18 protein-coding genes and 1 pseudogene are annotated in these 22,575 nt (G+C 46.8%); 12 read left to right on the top strand and 7 right to left on the bottom strand.

What is annotated here, in order from left to right; translation table 11 throughout:
- A pseudogene (locus RIC07_RS05990) lies at positions 1-208 on the bottom strand (hypothetical protein); the annotation flags it as partial.
- Positions 209-232: 24 nt separating this feature from the next.
- Here RIC07_RS05990 and RIC07_RS05985 point away from each other — a divergent pair.
- The 5 genes from RIC07_RS05985 (at position 233) to RIC07_RS05965 (ending at position 5,174) form a co-directional block, all read left to right on the top strand.
- Complete coding sequence (locus tag RIC07_RS05985) at positions 233-673, top strand: response regulator (RefSeq protein ID WP_446393723.1); 441 nt, start codon at positions 233-235, stop codon at positions 671-673.
- Positions 674-678: 5 nt separating this feature from the next.
- A complete protein-coding gene (locus RIC07_RS05980) occupies positions 679-1,911 on the top strand; it encodes an ATP-binding protein (protein WP_446393722.1) in 1,233 nt (410 codons plus the stop codon).
- 232 nt (positions 1,912-2,143) lie between these two features.
- Positions 2,144-3,553: an aldehyde dehydrogenase family protein gene (locus tag RIC07_RS05975; RefSeq protein ID WP_446393721.1), complete on the top strand. Its 1,410-nt coding sequence runs from the start codon at positions 2,144-2,146 to the stop codon at positions 3,551-3,553.
- 131 nt (positions 3,554-3,684) lie between these two features.
- A complete protein-coding gene (locus RIC07_RS05970) occupies positions 3,685-4,716 on the top strand; it encodes a nitrilase-related carbon-nitrogen hydrolase (RefSeq protein WP_446393720.1) in 1,032 nt (343 codons plus the stop codon).
- 14 nt (positions 4,717-4,730) lie between these two features.
- The gene (locus RIC07_RS05965; RefSeq protein WP_446393719.1) at positions 4,731-5,174 is read left to right on the top strand and encodes a DUF3598 family protein; all 444 of its coding nucleotides are present in this window, start codon (positions 4,731-4,733) and stop codon (positions 5,172-5,174) included.
- A 77-nt stretch (positions 5,175-5,251) separates the two neighbouring features.
- Here the strand turns inward: RIC07_RS05965 and RIC07_RS05960 are convergent, their stop codons facing one another.
- Positions 5,252-6,043 (bottom strand): YdcF family protein, encoded by a 792-nt coding sequence (locus RIC07_RS05960; protein WP_446393718.1) that lies wholly within the window; start codon positions 6,041-6,043, stop codon positions 5,252-5,254.
- A gap of 211 nt (positions 6,044-6,254) precedes the next feature.
- On the opposite strand from RIC07_RS05960, the gene RIC07_RS05955 reads away from it, so the two are divergent.
- The 3 genes from RIC07_RS05955 to RIC07_RS05945 all read left to right on the top strand — a co-directional run bounded on the left by RIC07_RS05955 (position 6,255) and on the right by RIC07_RS05945 (position 9,439).
- Positions 6,255-6,860 carry an HD-GYP domain-containing protein gene (locus RIC07_RS05955; RefSeq protein WP_446386136.1) on the top strand — a complete coding sequence of 202 codons (606 nt, stop codon included), beginning with the start codon at positions 6,255-6,257 and terminating at the stop codon, positions 6,858-6,860.
- A gap of 594 nt (positions 6,861-7,454) precedes the next feature.
- Positions 7,455-9,218, top strand: coding sequence for a S8 family peptidase (locus RIC07_RS05950; RefSeq protein WP_446393717.1), 1,764 nt, complete (start codon positions 7,455-7,457; stop codon positions 9,216-9,218).
- Entirely contained in the window at positions 9,215-9,439 is a 225-nt protein-coding gene (locus RIC07_RS05945; protein WP_446393716.1) for a hypothetical protein, read from the top strand. The genes RIC07_RS05950 and RIC07_RS05945 overlap by 4 nt, the downstream gene beginning before the upstream one ends.
- 159 nt (positions 9,440-9,598) lie before the next feature.
- Here RIC07_RS05945 and RIC07_RS05940 read toward each other — a convergent pair whose 3' ends face one another.
- Positions 9,599-10,165, bottom strand: coding sequence for a Uma2 family endonuclease (locus RIC07_RS05940; RefSeq protein ID WP_446393715.1), 567 nt, complete (start codon positions 10,163-10,165; stop codon positions 9,599-9,601).
- Positions 10,166-10,340: 175 nt separating this feature from the next.
- On the bottom strand, positions 10,341-11,135 hold the full coding sequence (locus tag RIC07_RS05935; protein WP_446393714.1) for a hypothetical protein: 795 nt from the start codon (positions 11,133-11,135) through the stop codon (positions 10,341-10,343).
- Between the two features lie 318 nt (positions 11,136-11,453).
- On the opposite strand from RIC07_RS05935, the gene argB reads away from it, so the two are divergent.
- Positions 11,454-12,353, top strand: a complete 900-nt coding sequence (argB, locus tag RIC07_RS05930) for an acetylglutamate kinase (RefSeq protein WP_446393713.1) — start codon at positions 11,454-11,456, stop codon at positions 12,351-12,353.
- A 40-nt stretch (positions 12,354-12,393) separates the two neighbouring features.
- Here the strand turns inward: argB and RIC07_RS05925 are convergent, their stop codons facing one another.
- On the bottom strand, positions 12,394-12,729 hold the full coding sequence (locus RIC07_RS05925; RefSeq protein ID WP_446393712.1) for a hypothetical protein: 336 nt from the start codon (positions 12,727-12,729) through the stop codon (positions 12,394-12,396).
- Positions 12,730-13,138: 409 nt separating this feature from the next.
- On the opposite strand from RIC07_RS05925, the gene RIC07_RS05920 reads away from it, so the two are divergent.
- Positions 13,139-13,987, top strand: a complete 849-nt coding sequence (locus RIC07_RS05920) for a hypothetical protein (protein WP_446393711.1) — start codon at positions 13,139-13,141, stop codon at positions 13,985-13,987.
- 52 nt (positions 13,988-14,039) lie between these two features.
- On the opposite strand, the gene RIC07_RS05915 is transcribed toward RIC07_RS05920, so the two are convergent.
- The gene (locus tag RIC07_RS05915; RefSeq protein WP_446393710.1) at positions 14,040-18,617 is read right to left on the bottom strand and encodes an Hsp70 family protein; all 4,578 of its coding nucleotides are present in this window, start codon (positions 18,615-18,617) and stop codon (positions 14,040-14,042) included.
- Between the two features lie 612 nt (positions 18,618-19,229).
- Between RIC07_RS05915 and RIC07_RS05910 the strand changes: the two genes are divergently transcribed.
- A complete protein-coding gene (locus RIC07_RS05910; protein WP_446393709.1) occupies positions 19,230-21,281 on the top strand; it encodes a DICT sensory domain-containing protein in 2,052 nt (683 codons plus the stop codon).
- Between the two features lie 166 nt (positions 21,282-21,447).
- Here the strand turns inward: RIC07_RS05910 and RIC07_RS05905 are convergent, their stop codons facing one another.
- A complete protein-coding gene (locus tag RIC07_RS05905) occupies positions 21,448-21,765 on the bottom strand; it encodes a hypothetical protein (RefSeq protein WP_446393708.1) in 318 nt (105 codons plus the stop codon).
- 690 nt (positions 21,766-22,455) lie between these two features.
- On the opposite strand from RIC07_RS05905, the gene RIC07_RS05900 reads away from it, so the two are divergent.
- Positions 22,456-22,575: RRXRR domain-containing protein (locus RIC07_RS05900; RefSeq protein WP_446393724.1), on the top strand; the 120-nt coding region annotated here is incomplete at its 3' end.

Raw genomic sequence — 22,575 nt, 5'->3', positions numbered from 1 at the left:
GACCAATGACCAATGACCAATGACCAATGACCAATGACCAATGACCAATGACCAATGACCAATGACCAATGACCAATGACCAATGACCAATGACCAATGACCAATGACCAATGACCAATGACCAATGACCAATGACAAACAACGTTAGTTTTCCCCAGATTTTGGGAACTCTGTCATAAATTGGGAATAGTGCGAGAATTATCCACAAATACTGTATGTTATGACCTGCTTGATGAACCCAGCAACTAAAGCGATTGAAATTCTCCTAGTCGAAGATGATCCGGGGGATATTGACTTAATTGAAGAAGCCCTAGAAGATGCCAAGTTACAGATTAATCTCAATAGTGTCAGGGATGGAGTTGAGGCGCTGGCTTACTTACGACAAGAAGGTAAATATACTCAGGCTATCTCGCCCGACTTAATTCTCCTGGATCTCAATCTACCCCGTAGAGATGGGCGTGAGGTACTCCAAGATATTAAAGGTGACAACTACTTTAAACGCATCCCCGTGGTGGTTTTAACCACGTCTGATGCTGAGGACGATATTCTGAAGTCCTACAACCTGGGTGCTAACTGCTATGTATCAAAACCTCTGGGTATGCAGGACTTTATCAAAATTGTCGAATCCATCGAAAACTTCTGGTTTACCGTTGTCAAACTTCCACCCAAATAATTACCATGGACACCTCTCCTATCCGAGTATTACTCATTGAAGATGACCTCGGTGATGCTGATTTAATCACAGAATTCCTCGATTTGGTCAAGTCAACTCCGTTCCAAATTACTCACCATCGCTGTTTGCAAGAGGTACTACAGCCGAGGAATCAAGATGCTTATGATGTCATCTTATTGGATTTGTCATTACCCGACAGTTTCGGCTTAGAAACCGTTGAGCAGGTGTACAAGCAGTTTACCACTATTCCCATTGTTATTCTCAGCGGATTAGAAGATGAATCGCTAGCCACAATTGCGGTTCAGAAAGGAGCGCAAGATTATTTAGTCAAGGGTGATTTTGACAGTAACTTATTAGTGCGTTCTATCCGCTATGCCATTGAACGGGCTAAAATAATCCAATTACTCAATCAAAAAGAGCAACAATTAGAACAGGCAAATGAACAACTCGAACATCGCGTCGCTGAACGAACCAGTGAACTCCAACAAGCTAATGATCAATTACGAACCTTAGAATCCCAGTTGCGTCTGGCGCTGGCTCAAGAACAAGAACTCAGCCATTTCAAATCCCGGATTATTTCCACCGTTTCCCATGAATACCGCACACCTTTGACAACAATTAACTCATCTGCCGAAATTCTGGAACGGTATCTCCACAAATTGGATGAAGCCAAGCAGCGCAAACATTTCCAGCGGATTCAGGCATCGGTTAAACATCTAACCGCTTTAGTGGAAGATGTACTGTTTATTAACAAAGCAGAACTTGAGAAAGTCGAGTTTAAGCCAGAACCGATCTACTTAGTTAGCTTTTTTGAGGAAATCGTTGAAGGATTACAAATTACTGTAGATGAGAAACATCAGCTATTTTTTACGCATCACGGGAGTTGTGAATGCGCTAATTTTGACCCTAAATTACTGCGACAAATGATTACTAATTTGCTCTCCAATGCGATTAAGTATTCACCGCAGGGGGGTAAAATTACGCTGACTTTGAGCTGTGAAGAAAAGCAGGTTGTGTTTCAGGTGCAGGATAAAGGAATCGGCATTCCCCAAGCCGATCAAGCGAAATTATTTGAATCCTTTAGTCGTGCCGGAAATGTGGGAACGATTGCCGGAACTGGGTTAGGATTATCAATTGTTAAAAAATGTGTTGATTTACACGGGGGTGAGATTACAGTTAAAAGCGAGGTTGGTTTTGGTACAACGTTTACGGTGAAGTTACCTGTAATCAAGTTATAGCAATCCTAAATAGGTTGTAACCAATCAAAACTAGAAAAAACTCCGAAACTCTTTTCCATTCCCCATTCCCTATTCCCGATACCCACTACAAGACTTATTCAGCAGACCCTAAATATTTATGAAGGATATAGGATAAGAGAAGCAGGATAATATAGGGCTAAAGCCTTTACTACAAGCCGAAACACTGACTCAGAGTGTGATACGATAAATTATATCGTTTTTTGGTAAATCTATGGATAAGGAGTACGGCGTTCGCAATCCGCGTACCGGACAGATTGATTATCAGATAACACCACCAGCACTGGAACACCTGGCAATTCACTGTAAGCTTTTACGAAAAGCCCAAATTCAATGGCATCAGCTGGGAATCGCAGGGCGAATCGAGACGTTACAGGCGTGGAAACAGGTGTTATTGTCTGAACAAGATGACGTGATTCAGGCATTAATTAGAGATACGGGACGCAAGTCTGTGTCTGTACAAGAGTTTAATTCCCTAATTTCTACTATTGATCGCTGGTGTAAACTTGCGCCTACGTTATTATCTCCTCCCGATGAAACAACGACAGCGATTCCTTTTATTCATAAACAACATCAGTATATCCCTTATTCCTTAGTTGGCATCATTAGTCCCTGGAATTTTCCCTTATTGTTGTCTAATATTGATGCAATTCCGGCATTATTAGCAGGGTGTGCGGTGGTGGTTAAACCTAGTGAAATTACACCACGTTTTATTCAACCCTTATCCGCCACAATTAGCCAAGTTCCCCAGTTACAAGAGGTCTTAACATATTGCCAGGGAACCGGGGAAACCGGGAAAACCTTGATTAACTATGTTGATTTAGTCTGTTTTACCGGGAGTGTAGAAACAGGGCGAAAGGTAGCTGAAGCCGCAGCCAGACGGTTTATTCCCGCGTTCTTGGAATTAGGAGGAAAAGATCCGGCAATTGTTTTAGAGTCAGCGGATTTAGAGTTGGCAACCTCCGCCATTTTATGGGGTTCTGTTGTCAATACTGGGCAATCCTGTTTCTCGATTGAACGAATTTATGTGGCTGATTCTATTCATGATCAATTTGTTGATCAATTAATCAAAAAAGCCCAGCGTCTGCATCTGGCTTATCCGACGGTTGAGGATGGAGACATTGGTCCAATTATTGCCGAAAACCAAGCACAAATTATTCGCGAACATCTCCAGGATGCGGTGGCGCAAGGGGCAAAGATTTGCGGTGGTGGTGTGGAAGAACGAAATGGAGGATTATGGTGTCACCCCACAGTTTTGACGGATGTCAATCATTCGATGAAAATCATGACAGAAGAAACTTTTGCCCCGATAATGCCGATCATGTCCTTTGCCACAATTGAGGACGCGGTACAATTAGCGAATGATACGAATTATGGTTTAAGTGCGGCTGTTTTTGCTGGAAGACCAAGCGAAGCCATTCCTGTGGCTAGCCAAATTAATGCGGGTGGGATTAGTATTAATGATGCGGGATTAACGGCAATGATTCATGAAGCGGAGAAACATTCATTTAAGTTTTCTGGGATGGGGGGTTCGCGTATGGGAACAGCCGCACTGACACGATTTATACGTAAAAAAGCGCTTTTGGTAAAAACGAATTCTCAGCCTGATCCCTGGTGGTTTTGATGTGGGTAAAGTATAAACGCGATCGCGAATAAGTAGACGGGTGACAATAAACTTACAATCGCTTAAATTACGCCCATACTTCTTAGGCTATTATAAATAACAAATAACAAATGACAAATAACAAATAACAAATGACAAATATGGACACATTTACAGCTTTAGCCTTACAAATAACCTGCCATGGGGTTAATCAGGCAAGTGATCGCCAGGAAGCGCGATCGCTGATGCAGAAAACGATTCATCGATTAGGACAACAAATTGCGGCAAGTCTCGCATTTATTGGTGCGGATTGTCGTTTAATTGTCCTCCCAGAATATTTTCTCACAGGTTTTCCCATGGGAGAATCGCTATCAGCATGGGCGGAAAAAGCTTGTATCGAAATGGATGGGGTTGAGTACGAAACCTTAGGGAAAATTGCCCAGAAGCAGAGTATATTTTTGGCGGGGAATGCTTATGAACTTGATCCTAATTTTCCGGGATTATATTTCCAAACCTGTTTTGTGATTGATCCGTCAGGTAATATCGTCTTACGCTATCGACGGCTCAATTCTATGTTTGCCCCAACTCCCCACGATGTCTGGGATAAGTATCTCGATTGTTATGGTTGGGAAGGAGTCTTTCCTGTCGCGAAAACCGCCATTGGGAACCTAGCCGCGATCGCATCCGATGAAATATTATTTCCAGAGGTGGCAAGGTGTCTAGCCCTGCGGGGTGCGGAACTCTTTATCCATCCGACATCTGAGGTGTATAGTGGAGAGCGATCGCCTAAAGATAGTGCCAAGATTGCCCGTGCTGTGGAAAATATGGCATATCTTGTATCTACGAATACAGCAGGAATTGTAAATACAGCTATACCCTCAGCTTCAGCTAATGGAGGCTCTAAAATTATTGACTATCGAGGATTGATTTTATCCGAAACGGGTTCAGGAGAAAGCATGGCAACATTTGCCGAAATTGATCTAGCCGCCCTGCGGCGATATCGCCGTCGTCCAGGATTAAAAAATCTACTCTCTCGACAACGGTTAGACTTATATATCGAAACCTATCGCCAATCTCGTGTTTACCCAGTTAATACTATGCTGAATCAAAACGTAGATTGTCAACATTTTCGGCAGACTCAACAAGAAACCATTGAACGCTTAAGTGAACAGAGAATAATTTAAGGACTATTGATGATATGTCAAACATCAAACATGAAATGCCTCTACTTGCCCGTCATGAAGGAGACTGGGAAGGAACCTATATTGTCGTTGATCTTCAAGGAACTGTCCTTGACCAACATAAATCTAACCTAAGTTGTCAGTTCCCTAATGAAGGGTCTTATGATTATTATCAAATTAATCGCTATCACTGGTCTGACGGTAAACAAGAGGAGCATCAATTTCCCGGAATCTATCGAGATAACGCCCTCTGGTTTGACACAGAACGCATTCAAGGCAAAGCCTGGGAAGTCGATTCAGCCACAATTATGCTGCATTTTACCTATAAAGGAATGCCGGATAGCTATTTGTATGAAATGATTCAACTGAGTCCCTGCAATAACTATCGCTTCCGTACCTGGCATTGGTTTAAAAATCATCAACTCTTTCAACGCACCTTAATTCAAGAAGAACGAATTTAAAGTTGTCATTGGTCATTGGTCATTGGTCATTTGTAAATCCTATTGCCAGCTTCTCTTACCCCTCCGCTTTCTTTAAGCTATAGCCATCCTCGCAACCAATAAACGGCTGTGCCAATATATTCTTTGATCGCGCGGGTTGTCATATCTAAATTTTGAGTATCTGGCAAACCATTCAATAAAATAGCCGCTAGACTACTATTCGGTTCATTCAGTTCTTGTTGAGTGACCAAAAAATCAGTCGGTGCTGGAATCGCCTCAATCCCCTGACGTATAAAAATCCGTAGGGCGCGAGGCATATGCATGGCAGAGGTAACTAATAATACCTTTTTTATCCCTTCCTGCTGTAAAATTCTTCGCACATTGACGGCATTTTGGTAGGTATTCAGAGACGCCGGATCTTGCAAAATTGCTGAGGGAGGAACGCCAATCATTTCCAAGATTTGAGCCATATCCGCTGATTCCGGAGAACCCCCACCCCGCCACTCAATCCGCCCCCCAGAGGCAATAATCACAGGGGCTTTCCCTTGCTGATAAAGCTGCGCCCCATAGAAAACGCGATCGCCTGCTTCATTTAAATCCGGTGCAGGGCGCGGCGGAATGGCGGATCGAGTCGCCCCACCCAAAATCACGATCGCCTCCGCCTGGGGTAACTCGGTTGGCGGAATATGCTGCCACTCTAGGGATTGAACCATGCTATTGGCAACCCAACCGTTACTGGCAACTAATAAGATGATTAATCCTAGGGCAATGGGGATAGGAACCAAGCGGGGGCGTTTCCAGGACAAGACTAACGCCACAACCATGAGTACGCAAGCAAGTCCTAATGGATACACAAATAAGGGGAGTAACTTGGAGAGAAATAAAAACATACGAAAATTAAATACAGAATTCCGATTGTATCCAGCCTTATGGTAAGGTTAAAGATGCACTAATAGATCCCTCTACTGTATAAAGCGCTATACAGTCCTCCTCCTAACCCAACTGACTGGTTTCTATCCAAAAGCGTTAACATAACCTGAGTTGAGGATCACTAACCTCAATAACAATGCAACAGTAAAAGTCACCTAATTCTGAAGTGGAATGCTTCGCCCCGGCGACGCCGATATCTTAAATTTTCTTGAACAAATCCAGCTGGCTCGAAACGTCACGGCTGGTTTACGCTGCTATCGTCTGCGAACAATGTGCTTACATTTTGGACGGTGGCTGAAACTAGACAAAACCCAATTGCGCCAGCTTGTTTTCCTGAGTTACTGTCATGGCTTAGGCAAACTTAGCATTCCCGACTCGATTTTACTCAATCCCGGTTCCTTAAGTGAACAGGATTGGGTAAAAATTCGCGAGTATCCCGAAGTGTCTGCTTTGATCTGCAAGCAGCTTCCGGGGTTGAAAGAATTTGTCCCCCTAGTCTTGTCTCATCAAGAACGACTCAATGGCACCGGCTATCCTAAAGGACTCAAGGGTGATGAAATTCCGTTTATTGTCCAAGTTTTCCAGCTTGTCAACATCGCCGATGCGATTATCAGTAAGCGACTCCATCGCACCCGGAACGAACCCTCAAGCGATCGCCCCTACTGGATGCAAGCCATAGAAGAGATTACCAAGGAGATGGAAGCAGGCGCACGCGATCGCAACTTATGTGAGAAATTTTTCCGATTTCTGGAGCTGTTCTACCAAGGCGGCGGGTGATGGGGAGCAGGGGGAGTAGGGGAAGCTGAGGGAGCTGGGAAAGCTGGGGGAGCTGGGGGAGCTGGGGGAGCTGAGGGAGCAGGGGGAGCAGGGGGAGCGGGGGAAGCGGGGGAAGCTGGGGAAGCTGAGGATGTAGAGACGTGCCATGGCACGTCTGGGAGATGGGAAGAGTTATGACAGTTGTAGGGGCGGGTTTTACTACTATCCTTTCTAACCTCACCCTGATGTGCCTAAACCCGCCCTGACTCATCGCTCAATGACAAAGAACCAATGTAGCAACATATTTTGCCAAAGATTGATTGTAACGAATAAGCCAAGAAGTTGCTCTAAAATCCCTGTTCCCTGTTCCCTGTGACACACCGAGCGTGTTACCGAGCGTGTTACTGAGCGAAGCGTTCGACTGAGCGCTCACGCCGAAGTCCGAAGTAAGTCGAGGTAAGCGATGCCCTGAGCTTGTCGAAGGGTCGAGGTGTTCCCTGTTCCCTATTTCCTGACAAATGACGAATGACGAATGACCAATGACCAATGACCAATGACAAATAACAAATAAGCTATCGTAGAGGTTAAACTGGCACGATAGACGGATGGTTGCCAATGAAAAAGTTTTTGTTACTGTGTTTGTTTGTGATTGGGCTAGGTTTTGCCCTGTTCAACTTTAAAGGGTTGGCAAATCAGGGGGAATTTGGCTCAATTGTACTGGATTTCCGGGAAGATATTCCCGCTACAGAGATTAGTGCTGAGGTGGACGCGATCGCGCAAAAATACGGCGTGACTCCGCGACTCAATAGCGAATTCTCTGACGTTGACAATATTTACATTTTGGAGGGAGATAAACAAGTCCTGCGTCAGCTCAAACGCTCAGAACTGGCTAAGGACACGGAATATATTGAACCCAACTACATCTACAGCACATTTTTTGTTCCCAACGACCCCAGCTATAGCCAGCAATGGAATCTCCGCAGCATTAATGTGGAAGCCGCCTGGGATGAAACGCGGGGAAGTGGGATTACGGTAGCGGTGATTGACACTGGGGTGAGTCCGGTTCCTGATCTCAAAGATACCAAACTGGTTGAAGGGTACGACTTCGTAAACGATAGAGTTGACGCCTTCGATGATAATGGTCACGGGACTCACGTTGCTGGAACCATTGCCCAATCCACTAATAATAGTTACGGCGTTGCTGGCGTCGCATACCAAGCCAGTCTCATGCCCTTAAAAGTCTTGAGTGCAGGTGGCGGTGGTACGATTTCCGATATCGCTGAAGCGATTAAATTCGCTGCCGATAATGGCGCAGATGTGATCAATATGAGCTTGGGCGGTGGCGGTGAAAGTAAACTGATGCAAGAAGCGATCGACTATGCCTATAACAAAGGTGTGGCGATTATTGCAGCAGCAGGGAATGCTAACCAAAATTCCGCCTCCTATCCCGCCCGTTATCCCCATGTTCTGGGTGTTTCCGCTGTGGATTCCGCTGGCGTAAAAGCCCCCTATTCTAACTACGGTGCAGGGGTTGACATTTCTGCCCCTGGGGGTAGTGAAGCGGGTAAGATTGTCCAAGAAACCATTAATCCCAAAACCAAAACTGCCATGTTTTCTGGCTTTCAGGGAACCAGTATGGCAGCCCCCCACGTTGCTGGGGTTGCGGCTTTGGTGAAAGCGAGTGGGATTAATGATCCCGATGAAATTTTCACCGTTCTCCAACAATCCAGTCGCCAGGTTGAAGATGATCCCCTCAACCACTTTGGCGCGGGACAACTAGATGCTGGGGGTGCAGTGCAATTGGCGGCGAAGGGACAAATTACCTTCCGCGATTTCTTCCGTTGGTTGCGCGATAGTGGCTATCTCAATCTCCGGTTCTGGATTGATGGTGGTGCAGTTGCACTGCTGCCGAAAGTTCTCATGGTTCTGGGTTCCTACCTCTTGGCGTGGTTCTTACGGAACTATTTGTCCTTTGGCTGGAGTTTGACCACAGGATTAGTGGCTGGAAGTTCGGGATTATTTTTCCTGCGCGGCTTCTATATCTTTGACTTACCCCAGTGGCCCCTACGAGTCATGGGTAGTTCGATTCCGGAACTGGGTACTGCGATTCAAGGTAGTGGGGTATTAAATCCCATTTTTGCCAGTGTGCTGATTCCCTTTATCTTAGTGGCATTGTTCCTGGGACACCCCCAATGGAAATGGGTGGCGATTGGTTCAGCCTTGGGTGTTGCCAGTTGCTTGGCGGTAAGTGCGGTAATGTCTCCCAGTCTTCTGTGGTTAGGTAGTGGCATTGGGGCGCGTCTATTCTTAATGGCGAATGCTCTCCTCTGCTTTGGACTTGCCTATTTTGCCTCTAAAGAAGAGGGGAGATTTGCATGAGCATTAATGTCACGGGCAAAATTGAACACAAAGATATTGGCGTCGGGACTTGGGCATTAGTTGCCGATTCTGGAGAAACCTATGAACTTCAGGATGTCCCCGATGAGTTACAGCAATCTAACCTGAATGTGAAGGTGCAAGGAGAGGTGCTAGAGGATGTGATGACCACAGCAATGATTGGTCCTGTTCTCCAAGTGCAGTCCTTTGAAGTGATGGATTAACCTGAAAATCTAGGCTCTCCCGTAATTGATGTGATTCCTAAAAACTTATCACATTAGTTACGGGAGAGTTGCTTTTTTGGGAATAACTAACATAGCCAAAAGTTCTCTTTTTCATAAAAAGACCTGAGTTCTATGTAGAAAATAAAAATTGAGCGATCGCTAAAAATCCCACTCTTCAAACAGTTCAGCAACCGACATGGAAAAGCCAGGAACGATCGCGTCACCTTCTAGCGTGTCTTGAGGACGAAGTAAGCGATCGGGTTCGGGCGAATGGTAAACCAGAACATATTTTTCATCGGGATGAATCACCCAAACTAAGCGAGTATCGTTGTCAAAATATTCCACAATCTTGTCGTGGATTTCTTCAACGGTGTTGCTGGGAGAGAGAATTTCTACCGCCAGATCAGGAGAACCTTGAAAGAACCCACGAGGGGGACGATTGAAACCCTTGAGCCGTTCTTTAGAGACAAAAGAGACGTCAGGCGATCGCTTGTTGCCGTTCTTTAAGGTAAACGCTGTACTAGAATCACAAACCGTTCCTAATTTGTGTTGCCGAACATAGATTGCCAGAAGCCCCCCCAGAAATGAGCCAATTCCGCCATGCTCCATCCCTGAATTGCCCATATTCACAAGCTCCCCGTTTACTAACTCATAACAATGCCCATCTTTGGACAGTGCCATAAATTCCTCATCTGTCCAAACTTTTTTCTCAGTGGAGATTGTCATAGCCCAAGCTTCCTCTCGATTTTCCGGAATCGCTACTTCTAGTTTGACACGTTACATGACGGGGAAAAAGGACACATCATTTAGGTAGAGACGTTCCGGCGGAACGTCTGGAACAACAGTTCTTTTGTCCTAATAGATGTGTCTACTGCTATAACCAACACTACCGGATTAACTATTATTGAGCAGAGGGATAGATGGATTTAGCAATGAATACAGGCTTATTCTCGTATTCGGCTTCTAGTTGACGTTTAACATCCAAATCCCAGGTTAACTCATAATCCCGCTCAAATTCAGCGGCGATAAAGGGACGCACCTCACCCGTCACGACAACATCTTCACCTTCAACCATGGTTCTCTCCGGTGCGACTAAGGTGAAGACTAACAAGTCACCGCCACCCGCTAACTGATCTTCATCGAGGGTAAAGGTATTGTTACTCATAATCTCTTCCACTTCACCCTCTACAGCCACGGTTTGATTGTAGAATTGGCTAGGATCTTCGGTAATTTCTCCGGGTTTGGGTGCAAGTGCCAGTGATTCAGCGACAATAGCAGGCTGTTGTTCGTAGTCGGTATCGAATTGGAAGTCTAAGTCGAATTCTTCCTCAAACTCTACCATATTAAACTGACGCACTTCACCGGTGACTTGGACTTCAACATCCTCCTCTTCTGGCAGCATAAAGGGTTCGCCTGAGGTATTGACCACGATAATTTCATCACCAAACAACTCATCCTCTGAGAGGGTAAAGGTGACATTATCCAGAACATCTCTCACTTCGCCTCTGATGCTCACGCTTTGACCGATAAGTTGGTCGGTGTTCTCCTCGACTTCCTCAGCGGTTACGTTTTCTTCCTCTTGTCCAGCGGTGACAACGTCTTGGGTGGTGTCGGCGCAGGAGGGAAGTAGCACCGCCATTAGCGCTAAGGCGATCGCACTGGCAGGTAAGCTTTTACGATAGTGTTTAATAAACATGTATGAATGTCCTCTGAATATTCAGCAAATCTTAGAAGTTAATGCTTCCACCATTCATTCAAAGGCAATCTAGCCGCGATCGCATCCTTCTCTGGAGTAGCTATGACCTCTATCCCATGGAGGATTTTGGTGAATAGGGAGCTGGGGGAGCTGGGGGAGCTGGGGAAGCAGAGGGAGCTGGGGGAGCTGGGGAAGCAGAGGGAGCTGGGGAAGCAATGTAGAGACGTGCCATGGCACGTCTGGGAGTTGGGGGAGATATTGATAAAAAAATGATCTAAACTGCTTGGGATATCTTAATTGGTCTTCCAGTTCCTGTCGATGGTACAAGAAAACGATCACGATTTAATCCGGGAAGCCGAAGCAACCCGTGTGCAGATACTCAGTGAAGCCCTACCTTATATCCAGCAGTTTGCTGGGAGGACGGTTGTGGTTAAGTATGGGGGGGCGGCGATGAAGGATAGCAACCTCAAAGATAAAGTGATTCGGGATGTTGTCTTCTTATCCTGTGTCGGCGTTCGTCCCGTAGTCGTTCACGGCGGTGGTCCAGAAATTAATAGCTGGTTGGATAAGCTGGGGATTGAACCGCAGTTTAAGGATGGGTTACGGGTAACGGATGCACCCACGATGGATGTGGTGGAGATGGTTCTCGTGGGTCGAGTTAATAAAGAGTTAGTCTCGCTAATTAACCGGGCTGGGGGTTTAGCCGTGGGACTTTGCGGTAAAGACGGAAATTTAATCAAAGCCCGTCCGGAAGGGCGCAAGGGGATTGGCTTTGTTGGAGAAGTCAGCAGTGTTGATATTAAACTGGTGGACTCCTTGGTCAAAAGTGGCTACATTCCAGTTGTGTCAAGTGTTTCTGCTGATGAGGCGGGTCAAGCCTATAATATCAATGCTGATACCGTTGCTGGCGAAATTGCTGCCGCTTTGGGAGCAGAAAAGTTAATTCTACTCACTGATACTCCGGGGATTTTGCAGGATTACCAAGACCCCTCCACTCTAATGGCTAAGCTAGATATTCAACAAGCACGAGAGTTAATGACATCGGGCGTTGTGGCTGGCGGTATGATACCTAAGGTTAACTGTTGTGTGCGATCGCTGGCTCAGGGGGTACGGGCGGCTCATATTATTGATGGTCGAATCCCCCACGCTCTACTTTTAGAAATTTTTACCAATAAAGGAATTGGTTCTATGATTGTGGCATCTGAATTTACGACGTAGTGGCTTGACCCACTTAAAATAGGGCTTTGTGCAGCAAGTCCTACTTACTTCGGTTGAATAATCCCGTCAATGGAACGGAGCTTTTCTGGGAACGCTTCCTCGCTCTAGCATCTCGACGCTGTTTCGCCAAGGCTAATCCACTTAACTTGACGGGGGCTTCCTCTGGCTCATCTTGGGGTTCAGAGGGGGCTTTCTTTTGTTCATCTTTACTATTCCACCAAGCCACAACCCAGCCGCCAGCAATTCCCCCAACAGCACCCACCACGATACTGAAGGGAACTGAGTATCCAAGTAAAACCAGACATAGCAAAAACACTAACCATACTCTTAGCGCTACAGGGAACCCTTCGGAGAAACCGGGCAACAGTTTATTCATTCCTTTGTCCTTCGTCCGTCATTTGTCATTTGTCCTTTGTCCTTTGTCCTTTGTCCTTTGTCATTTGTCCTTTGTCAAGAGGCAGTTGTTAAATATTGTGTGAAGATAAAATCTATTATCTTTCATAAGTTTAGCTTATACTTATAAGGATTGGCTTGGGTGAAATAGTTAATTTTATTGAAGTGTTGTAAATTTTTTTTACGAATATGGGAATGTTTTGATCGATGTACCTGGAATAATGGGTTTATCCGCTCATCTGTGTAACGCCTTTCTTAACCATTATTAATTTTAACAATAATCCCATTAATTATTCGATGTAAAGTGTTTGTGAAGAAGACCAAAAACTAGAGAATTAAACTTTGGACTTATGTATTCTGAATATTAGTAAGCTGATTATAGCATCACTAATATGAATAAGCTATTAATAACAATAACCTTATCCCTAGCTATTCTTCTCGAAGCTTTAGGAGTAAATTCGGCAGGTGCATTAACGATAAGAAGTTGGGACAGCGCAAATCAGCGTGGGGGTGACTTATTTAATGCCGGAAATGGTGCATTGCAATACGGTGCATTCAGCTCAAGTCTTCTTGAACGTTTACATACTATCCTTCCAGGAGTATCAACCCTAACGGAGGCAACTCTTGCTGACGTTGATATATTCTTTCATGGAGCGTCCTCAAAAATACTGACGGACACTGAAAGTAGCGTGCTGAGAAATTTTGTCAAAACTGGTGGTTGTCTGATTATTGAAGCCGATTCCACTCGTTCTGAACAGATATCGGCTAATTCTGTACTGGAATCACTGGGACTCGGTTCCCGATATACAGGTGCTGTCGGTGGTGTCAATTCTTCTACAGGTGGCATGTTTAAAAATACAGTGTCTCTAACCACTGTCGGCACATTAGGTGACCTAAGAGGTCAAACATTTGGTACATCTTTAGCCACTGATATTAACCCAATGGTAACCGATATTTCTCCCCAGGGAGGGACGCTGATTGGTACAAATGGTTCAATCCGGTCGATGGTTGAATTTCAGCCTTTTGCTAACGGGGGTCAAGTTTTGGCTGTTGGTGACCCCTACGGTTTTAATCTTTTCCAGAGTTCAGACGATTCTTTTTTTAGTTCTAACAATCAAAAAGCCTATTTTAATTTTATCGAGTCTAAACAATCGGAAACCCCTGTCCCGGAAGCATCAACCCTGTTGGGTTTATTAACATTGGGAACTGGTGCTGTGGGAAACAAGCTCAATAAAAAATAATTAAACTCCAAATCTCTTATGTTCCCTGTAAATTATAGTATTAGCAGCGAATCTACCCTTGAACATTTCCACGAAGGCGGCGCAAAACCTCAACAGGAATGGCATAAAATGACTGTTCGCTGTAACTCTGTCCACTAGAGTTCTCCCGTTTGCGCTCCGTGAAGAAGCTTAACAATCCCACAACCTCTCCCAATTGATTCAAAATCGGCGCACCGCTAATCCCCCCCTGAAGCGGAATACTCACTTCTAGCACCCGCTCCGTGCAAAGTTGACTCGGTCGGATACGGTTGACCAAGCCAACATTACAGTAGAGATTTTCTTCAAACCCACCCTCCCCAGGCGCCGGAAAACCAACGGTCAAAATCCGCTCCCCAACCTCAACGAGTTCCGAAAAGCCTAACCGTAATGGAGTAACAGGAGTAGACTCAGGTCGCAAGCGCAGGATTGCCACATCGTCCGCGCCCCACGTCGGTAAATAGATTTCTGTTACCTGGAGACGACCTTCCTTGGTAATTACGCTGACCGCTTCCGGTAAAATGCATTGTCCTGTGGACTGGTTCATAACAACGTGACGATTGGTCGCCACTGCATCGGGACTAATAACAAAGCCACTACCACTACCAGCCAATCCGCCTATATTCACCTGTATCCAAACCACGGAGGAAGCATAAATCCGCACCGAATGATTGAGGCTCTCAAAGTCAGGACTGTGAACGCCAAGCGTTGGGGTGTGGTCTAAAAACAATGCGCCATAAGCATCTCGTTGGCGGGAACGAGCCAAAATTTCCAAACCGAGTTCGACCTGGGATGGAGATAAGGGAGCCTCAATCCGATGAAAATGAGTAATGGCTTCTGAATAGCGGTTAAGACGGAGGAAATGTTGAGCCAATTCTTCAGCATTTCCCTCAGGGTTAATCGGAAGGTTCTCAATGGCACTCAACCATCTCCTGTAAGTCGCCGCCCCTTCTGTCACCTCTTGGGCGGCTGAGCGGGTGCGCTCAAGCAGGCTAGTGCCTTCCTCGATTAATTGCTCCACTTGCTGTGAGACTTGTGTAGAACGCCAATCGAGCGACCCATAACCCTCCAACCAAGTCCGGCTACTCCGGCTCAAGCTGTCCCATCGATCCTGGGCTAACCGTGCCTTCATCTCTAATTCGTCGCGGTTGCGGTAGACCTCAAACAACCTGTTATTGTCTGTCGGAGTCGGCAAATACCGCTCTCGGTGACGTTCATAGTAGTGTAATCGCTGTTGCAAACCGGCTGAGAGTTCCAGAATATTGATCCGTTGGGTCTCTTGCAGCATCTGTGTGAGGTTCCTCGCCAGTTTCTCTAACCCTGTCAGGTGTCCTTGATGAGTCTGAGAGTCTCGGAATCTGGCTTGCAGCGAAGCCGCTTGAGCAGGCGTCAGTAGGTGCGAGTCGGAGATAGTGATGCCGCATTGTTTTCCCGTTCCAGCATCGCGAGCTGTCACGATTAGAAGGCAATTGCTATCGATATCAAAAGTGACATCAATTTGGGGAATTCTAGCTTTGGCGGGAAGTATTCCTTGAAGAATAAATTGTCCGATCTTAAAATTTTCCTCAGGAACAGAGGATTCTCCCTGAAAGATCTGAATTCTAACGTTGGTCTGATTGTCTTCAACGGTAGTATAGCGTCGTGTTGTTTTAGTCGGGATGGTCGTGTGCTTGGGGATTAAGGAATCAAACTTGAACTGACCCGGTGCGACATAGGATTTAATCCCCAGACTGAACGGAACAGCATCCAACAAGATGGCATCCTGTAGCGAACCCATCAGGATAGCCGCTTGCAGAGCCGCTCCACGGGCAACGGCTGTTAACGGATCTAAATCCGAGTTAGGGTCTTGGGCAAACACATCCCCAATACACTTACGAACCGCAGGCATCATCGCTCCACCGCCGATGAGAAGTATCCGACTCGGTTGGCGATTAATCTTTTGGCAGGTTGTCCGAATGCGATCCAGCCAAGGTGCAGCTAGGCGTTCGAGTTCGTCTCGTGTCAGTTCCAGGGTGATCGCGCTACCGTTAATCAAATCGGGTAGCTCAATTGTCCAAGCGCTGCGGGAGGACAGTTCAATCTTGAGTTCTTCGCCAGCCTGACGCAGACGGGTGACAGTGCGGCGATCGCCGTTTATATCCTGCCCGGTTTCGGCTTTAATCACCTCTAAAAAATGAGCATACAACACGTCATCTAAATCGGCACTGCCAAGTGCATTATCTCCCTCGATTTCCAGTACCTCAAAGACGCTTTCCTCGACTTCAATAATGGAAAGATCAAAGGTTCCTGCTCCCAAGTCAGCGACTAAAATCGTTTCATTGATAGAAGAGCGGGTGCGCTGGGCAAGGCAAGCCGCCGTTGGTTCGTGAATTAGGCGCAGGATGTTGATATCCGCCAGCACACCGGCAGTCTTTGTCGCTTGTTTCTGGGCATCATTGAAGTAAGCCGGTACTGTAATCACAGCATTGGCTAAAGGAATGGTGGGGGGATGTTGATCGAGGTAGGTTATTACCCAGTCCTCTGGCACAGATGTTCCGATCACCTGAGCCGCCATTCGGGAAATTTTCTCACCAATCTTTTTGTGCAGATACTCCCTGGCTAATTCACGGGCGTGGTTAATAATCCGCGCTGAAATTTCTTCAGGACGGTATACCTGACCCCCGGCTTTGAATTTGGTGTCCGTGCCCATCTGCCGTTTCGCTTGAGTGACAATGGCGCGAGGTGATTTCCCCAGCAGCTCGGATATCGGCACACCAACCCGTTCCCGCCCCATTTGATCGATCGCAAACACGGACGGAATCTGCCGTCGCCCGTGCCATTCGACAACCTCTGGCTCTCCTTGCTTTTGGTTATAGAGACAAACCACACTGTTACTGGTACCCAGGTCAAGGGCGATCGCATCAATGTAGTCTGCCAGAATCTCCTGAGTCGCGGCTTGCACCCATCTATCCGCTTGTTCTTCAAACCGACGCCTGTCTAACGCCTCAATGCTGGGCAACTCTGTAGCAACCAGGTCTAGCCATTTGCCACTCACCAACCCTTGCTCTCCTAAGTCTTTCAGGCGTCGTAGTAAACGCACTTTTTCCTCTGGCGGTTGCTCCCGTTCGTCGGCTTGAGCCGCGCAAAGTTCCGCCAGTTCCTCGACTTGACCGGCTTTCGTGATTAATTCTTGGAAGCGATGATCAAATACGACCCGCTTATCGCCAAGTTGCTGCCGTCGGAGTTGGGCAGCACGCTGGTATTCCCTCGCCTGTTCGTACATTGAAATCGCTTGTTCGATTTCTCCCAAACGTTCGTAGAGAAGCCCCGCCATAAAGAAGTCACCGCCTTGCTCGAGTAACTGAGCCTTTTTCCGGGGGTTGGGATGGTCTGGATCGGCAGAATCCAGGGCAATCAGGGCTTGACCAAAGGCACCGGCTTTCTCAAATAATAAGGATGCGGCAAAATAGTCTTGAGCTTTTTCTGCCTGGAATCCAGCTTCGAGATAATTGCCAGCGGCTTCTTCCAACAGGCTCCATTGTTTAAACAGGTCTGTTTCTGATTGCCCCTGAGTCGCTGACAACTTGGCTTCAAAGGAGGCTCGAACGGTTCGGATTACTTCCGAGAGCAGGTGTTGGGTGCGATCCGCCTCAGAGCAAATACTTGACTCGGCAGATTTGTTTCGCCATGCTTGCTCTACGGTTCGTAGTCGGCGAACTGCTTCTAAAAAGTCTTGGCGATCAAGATGCCCTCTGACGGTGTTCTCCATTGCCTCTCGGATATCGAGTATCCACTCCGAACGAATCGCGGGACGGAGTTGGATTGCCAGTTCGAGCTGTCCCATTTTTTGGTAACAGTCACTGGCGCCCTCGAGGTTGCCCGCTTTTTGAAAGTGTTCTCGGGCATCGGCATACCTCCCGTCCTCCCAGAACCATGAGGCGACGTTCTCATGGGCTTGGGCAATTGTATCGGGTTCTTTGACACGCTCCGCCAAGTCGAGAACGCGAAGGGCAGTCTCTTTACCTGGAACAGACAGGAGGTAACGGATAGCACTGGCGTAATCTCTGGCTGCTTCTGCCAAGTCAGCCGCTTCCTCATAGCGCTCCATTAGGGCATAAACCTGATGAATTTGAGGCAGTTGGGTGTCCGGAAATTCTGAGCAGAAGGCTTTCCAGGGATGGCTATCCTCAAAGGAATTGTGGTCTAAATAGGTGGAGAGGATTTCATGGAGTTCGGCGGTAGGGAGACACCCTTGTTCACGTCGCTTTAGCAACTTCACCAGTAGTCCATTGGTGTCACCAATTCGGGCAGATTGGACACAGATTAGCTGCTGTATCTCGGTTTGCCGTAACGGGTTTTGCAGTCGCCCCGCAAGCCGCCATGCCGCATCGAGGGCTTGAGCCGTTGGCGATTGGGCTTTGAGTAGAACCGAGAGCGATCGCTCTTGCCGAAAGCTGGAATTGGGCTGCCACTCCCTAAAGAGCGGGTCAAATTGTACGATGACTTGGATCAGTTGTGAGTAATCGCATTGCTCAGCCAGGGATAGGGCTTTGCCGTAGGTTTTCCAAGCTTTCTCTTTCGCGCGATCGGAAGGGTTAGCAGTGGTTAATTGCTTGTGTAGCGTTTGGCAAGTCACTGTCAACTGCTGGTGGGGTGAGCCGAATCCTGGTATTCGTTTCCGCAAAAAGCTGGGCAAAGTTCTGGTCAGATGTTTGCCTAAAACCTGAAACAACCTCTGTAAGTTTAAGTGCCAATTAAACATCTATGTAAGGATTTAGGTTGAGTGTGCATTATACGACCAAAGCGGAAGGCTAGCGGTTACCAGAAGTCCAGTATAGATATAATATCCTACGTCTAAATTGATCGGCTCCTTAATATTTCTTAGTACAGCGGCAAGAATTTATGTCCAGGTACTTATTGCAGTAGCTTACCCGCCCCTTCAGCGCTCTACCTCGGGTTCGAGACATTCGCTCAACTGGACATCTCCTCGAAGCCTAGAGAGGAATTTTATCGGGTTCGCTAGGTGGAAGTTACCTTCTTTTTTGTACGATAGGTTGATAGGACAAGTTATCAACTCAATTATGACCCACAGCGGTTCTTTGCCGAATCGCCTTGCTTAATGGCGTTCCCCATACCTGCCGATTGCTCTTAAGCCATTGGGTATTGCGGCAATTTGAATCATAAAAAAGGGGAATTGTAAAGGGTTTGTTGCCAAGCTCAAGCTAAACACTGCTTATCGCTTATTTGAATGATCATCAAAACTTCGGTGCTGGCTCACTTACTCCAAGCCATGCCCCACCTGAGGCAACAAGTATATTTCAAAGCGTCGTTGACCGCACTCTCCCATGCGATGGAAGATCAGGTCTTAGCTGGTTCGGAGCAGCCGTTGGTTATCGCCTGTTTTCAGCGAGAACGCTTCTATCGTCAGGAAGCTCATCGCTATCGGCGCATTGCCCAACGGACGCCTCATGTCTATGTCTTAGCCGCACCAGAAACGGATTTCAAGAATAGCTCAGATCACCACGAAACTGTGGCATTTGATCCGGGCGATGCCTTAAGTCACGAGTGGCATTTAGTGGTAATTGGTTCTCACTATGCCAACTGTCTGATCTGCCGAGAAAAATGTTCGTCTGTGTCCAATAGCGCCAATGGGGAGATGGATACGTCTCGACGTTTTGAGGGAATTTGGACATTTGACCGGACGGTTAGTGCCAAAGCCGCCGAGTTGCTTCTGGATCGCATTGCCACCTATCGACCTGAGTTAGCGGATAAAATCGAGCAAGCAAAAGCTGAGTATATCAGTTCTGGCTCAACTCAACCCTCAGATCGGAATCGGCAAGACTCACCCAATCCCGATCCGTTTGTGCAACGGCTAGTGACTTACTTACAAGCGGGTCAGTATAAACTCCTGAAAGCCTATAGCTCGATCGCGGCTCAAGAACAACGCGAGCGTTTGGTGAATTCGATTACCACGGCGATTCGGCGATCGCTCGATCCCCATGAAGTTATGGAAATCGCGGTGCAAGAGTTAGGGCGAGCCATGGGTTCTTGTCGTTTTCTCATTTACCGCTGTAAAGCCACGGATACTCAAGCCACGATTACCCATGAGTACCTGGAAACCCGAGGGCGCGATCGCACGATCCTTTGCTCCACCCTAGGTAGCCCTTGGCCCCTAAGAGACAATACTCTGTTTCAAGGAATTGTCGAACATCAAGAGTCCATTTCCGTAGAAGATACCCAACATGATCCTCGGCTGAACCAGACACCCAGCAAAAGCGCTAATTCCCCGTCTTCTAAGTTAAAGGAATTGGTGCAAACCTTTGGTATGCGATCGTGGCTTATGGTTCCTGTACTATATCAGGGTCGGTTATTGGGGATGGTCGAGTTACACCACTGCGGCGAAACCCCTTATCGGTGGAAGGATGAAGAACTTGCCCTCGTCGAAGCGATCGCAACTCAAGTGGGTGTCGCCTTAATCCAAGCGGAAGCGTATGCGAATTTGCAAGATTTGAACCAACAACTCGCCGCCCTTGACCGGACTCGTAGTAACTTAGTGGCAATCACGGGTCATGAACTCCGTACCCCCCTGTCCACGATTCAGGTTTGCCTGGAAAGCCTCGCCAGCGAACCGGATATGTCGCCAGAATTGCGTCAGGTGATGCTGAATACCGCCCTTGACGACGCTGAACGCCTGCGGAAACTGGTGCAAGACTTTCTCACTCTCTCGCGCCTGGAAAGTGGGCGCGTGGAATGGAATGTCGAAGCCATTTCTCTACAAGAGTGCATTGAATTAGCCCTCAGCCGGATCAACGTCCATTGGTCAGAGGATCGGCGACCGAACATTATCACTCAAGTTCCCACCGATCTGCCCTTAGTCCAAGCCGATGGTGAGTGGCTGGTAGAAACCCTTGCCAAATTGTTAGACAACGCCTGCAAATTTACCTCCTCCCAAGGAGAAATCACCATTGGGATTCAAACCAATGGGAATTCGATGTTAAAAGTGACTGTCGCCGATACAGGGCGAGGGATTGAACCGAATCGCCTAGAGGATGTCTTTGATCGCTTTTATCAAGAAGAAGGGGCGCTGCGACGGACAACGGGTGGAACAGGCTTAGGATTAGCAATTTGTCGCCAAATTGTCAAGGGGTGGGGCGGTAAAATTTGGGCAGACTCAGCAGGTAAAGACCAAGGTTGTCAGTTTCACTTTACGGTGCCAATGATTGCGCCAACCTCAGATTCTCAGTCCTCTAAAGGGAAGGGAAAAGGTAGTCGTAAGGGGTCAAGAGTTAAGCGAAAGTGAATTGAGGATTACCCGGTCAGATCAAGTTCATTCGTATGAATTATATTTTGTTAACGCAGAGTACGCAGAGGATACCGCAGAGGTACGCAGAGGAATTGAGCGGACTTGAATGAAAGTTTAGAGCATTTGAACACAGGAAATGTGAGGAGAAATCTCTATTTTTCCCTTAAATTTTATAGCAGGGATTATTTTTGATGATGGGCGTTTGGACTTCGTTCATCCAGGAATAATCCCAATCGGGTTCGGATTGTTCAGTTAGGGACACCATATCGCCCTGATAGTTTTGATTGATTTGAATGGCTTTAGAGTGCAAATGTTCTGGGACATAGCATAAATCAACGGGCAATCCATGTGCCACCATAAATTCTGCTAATTGTTCAGAATGAATGTATATGCCTTCTCGATGCAGGCGTTGTAATATTTCCGTGAATGTGTGCCAGCGCTGATCCGTTCTTGGTTGAGATGGTAAGGGTGTGGGTAACATACTGTGCTAAGTAGTCGGACAAAACTAAAGTTAACGGTTGAGATGAGGGAACACCTCGGCTTACCTCGGCTTCGCTCGGTAACACGCTCGGTGTGTAACAGGGAACAGGGAACCGTAAAGGTTTTAGGCTTGTTCACATTTCTTAGTACAGGGTACAGAATTTCTGTCCAGGTACTTAGAGCGTCAGTTCAATCTTGAAGAATCCTTCCAGAAATAAGCCATAAGGTAGACAGTTCCAGAGGAACATCTATGGGAAGGTTAGGTAGCTAATGGTATCATTTATCGGCTGAGTCTACTGAGTCTTGGTTTTCTACAGAGCCTAACCCAGACGCGATCGCGCCTATTACAACAACACCACAACTGTTCCCCTACTGCTGAGCTTACCTATCGGTGATCTGTGATGCATCCAACGAAACAAAATTATTTCTCTGGAGGATAATATTCATGATAACAGGCAAAATAAATGTCATTCATGAACCCTAACCTACTTCGTTGAGGTTAGGGATTGGCAGAGGGAACCTGCCAGGAAGTCATGAATAGGGCATGAGTTGGTAGGGGATAATCACTTCCGAACGTTTCTCTAGTTCGGACTCTATGTAGGTCTAGGAATCTCTAGGCACCCTCTAAATCCAGGACACACCCCTATCAATGCCTTAAGAGACGTAAACATTACACGAGTGGATTATATCTATGAATCGTGTTCCAGTAGTCAGTAAAGAAGGAAAACCTTTAATGCCCACCAAACCATCCAGGGCTAGACGGTGGGTGAATGTTGGTAGAGCAGTGGGAAAATGGTCAGACCTAGAAGTC

The sequence above is a fragment of the Coleofasciculus sp. E1-EBD-02 genome (assembly GCF_040218245.1).
In the GTDB taxonomy this organism is placed as follows: Bacteria; Cyanobacteriota; Cyanobacteriia; order Cyanobacteriales; family Coleofasciculaceae; genus Coleofasciculus.
Note: the sequence above shows the minus strand (reverse complement) of the source record. Positions and strands in the feature narration are given on the sequence as shown.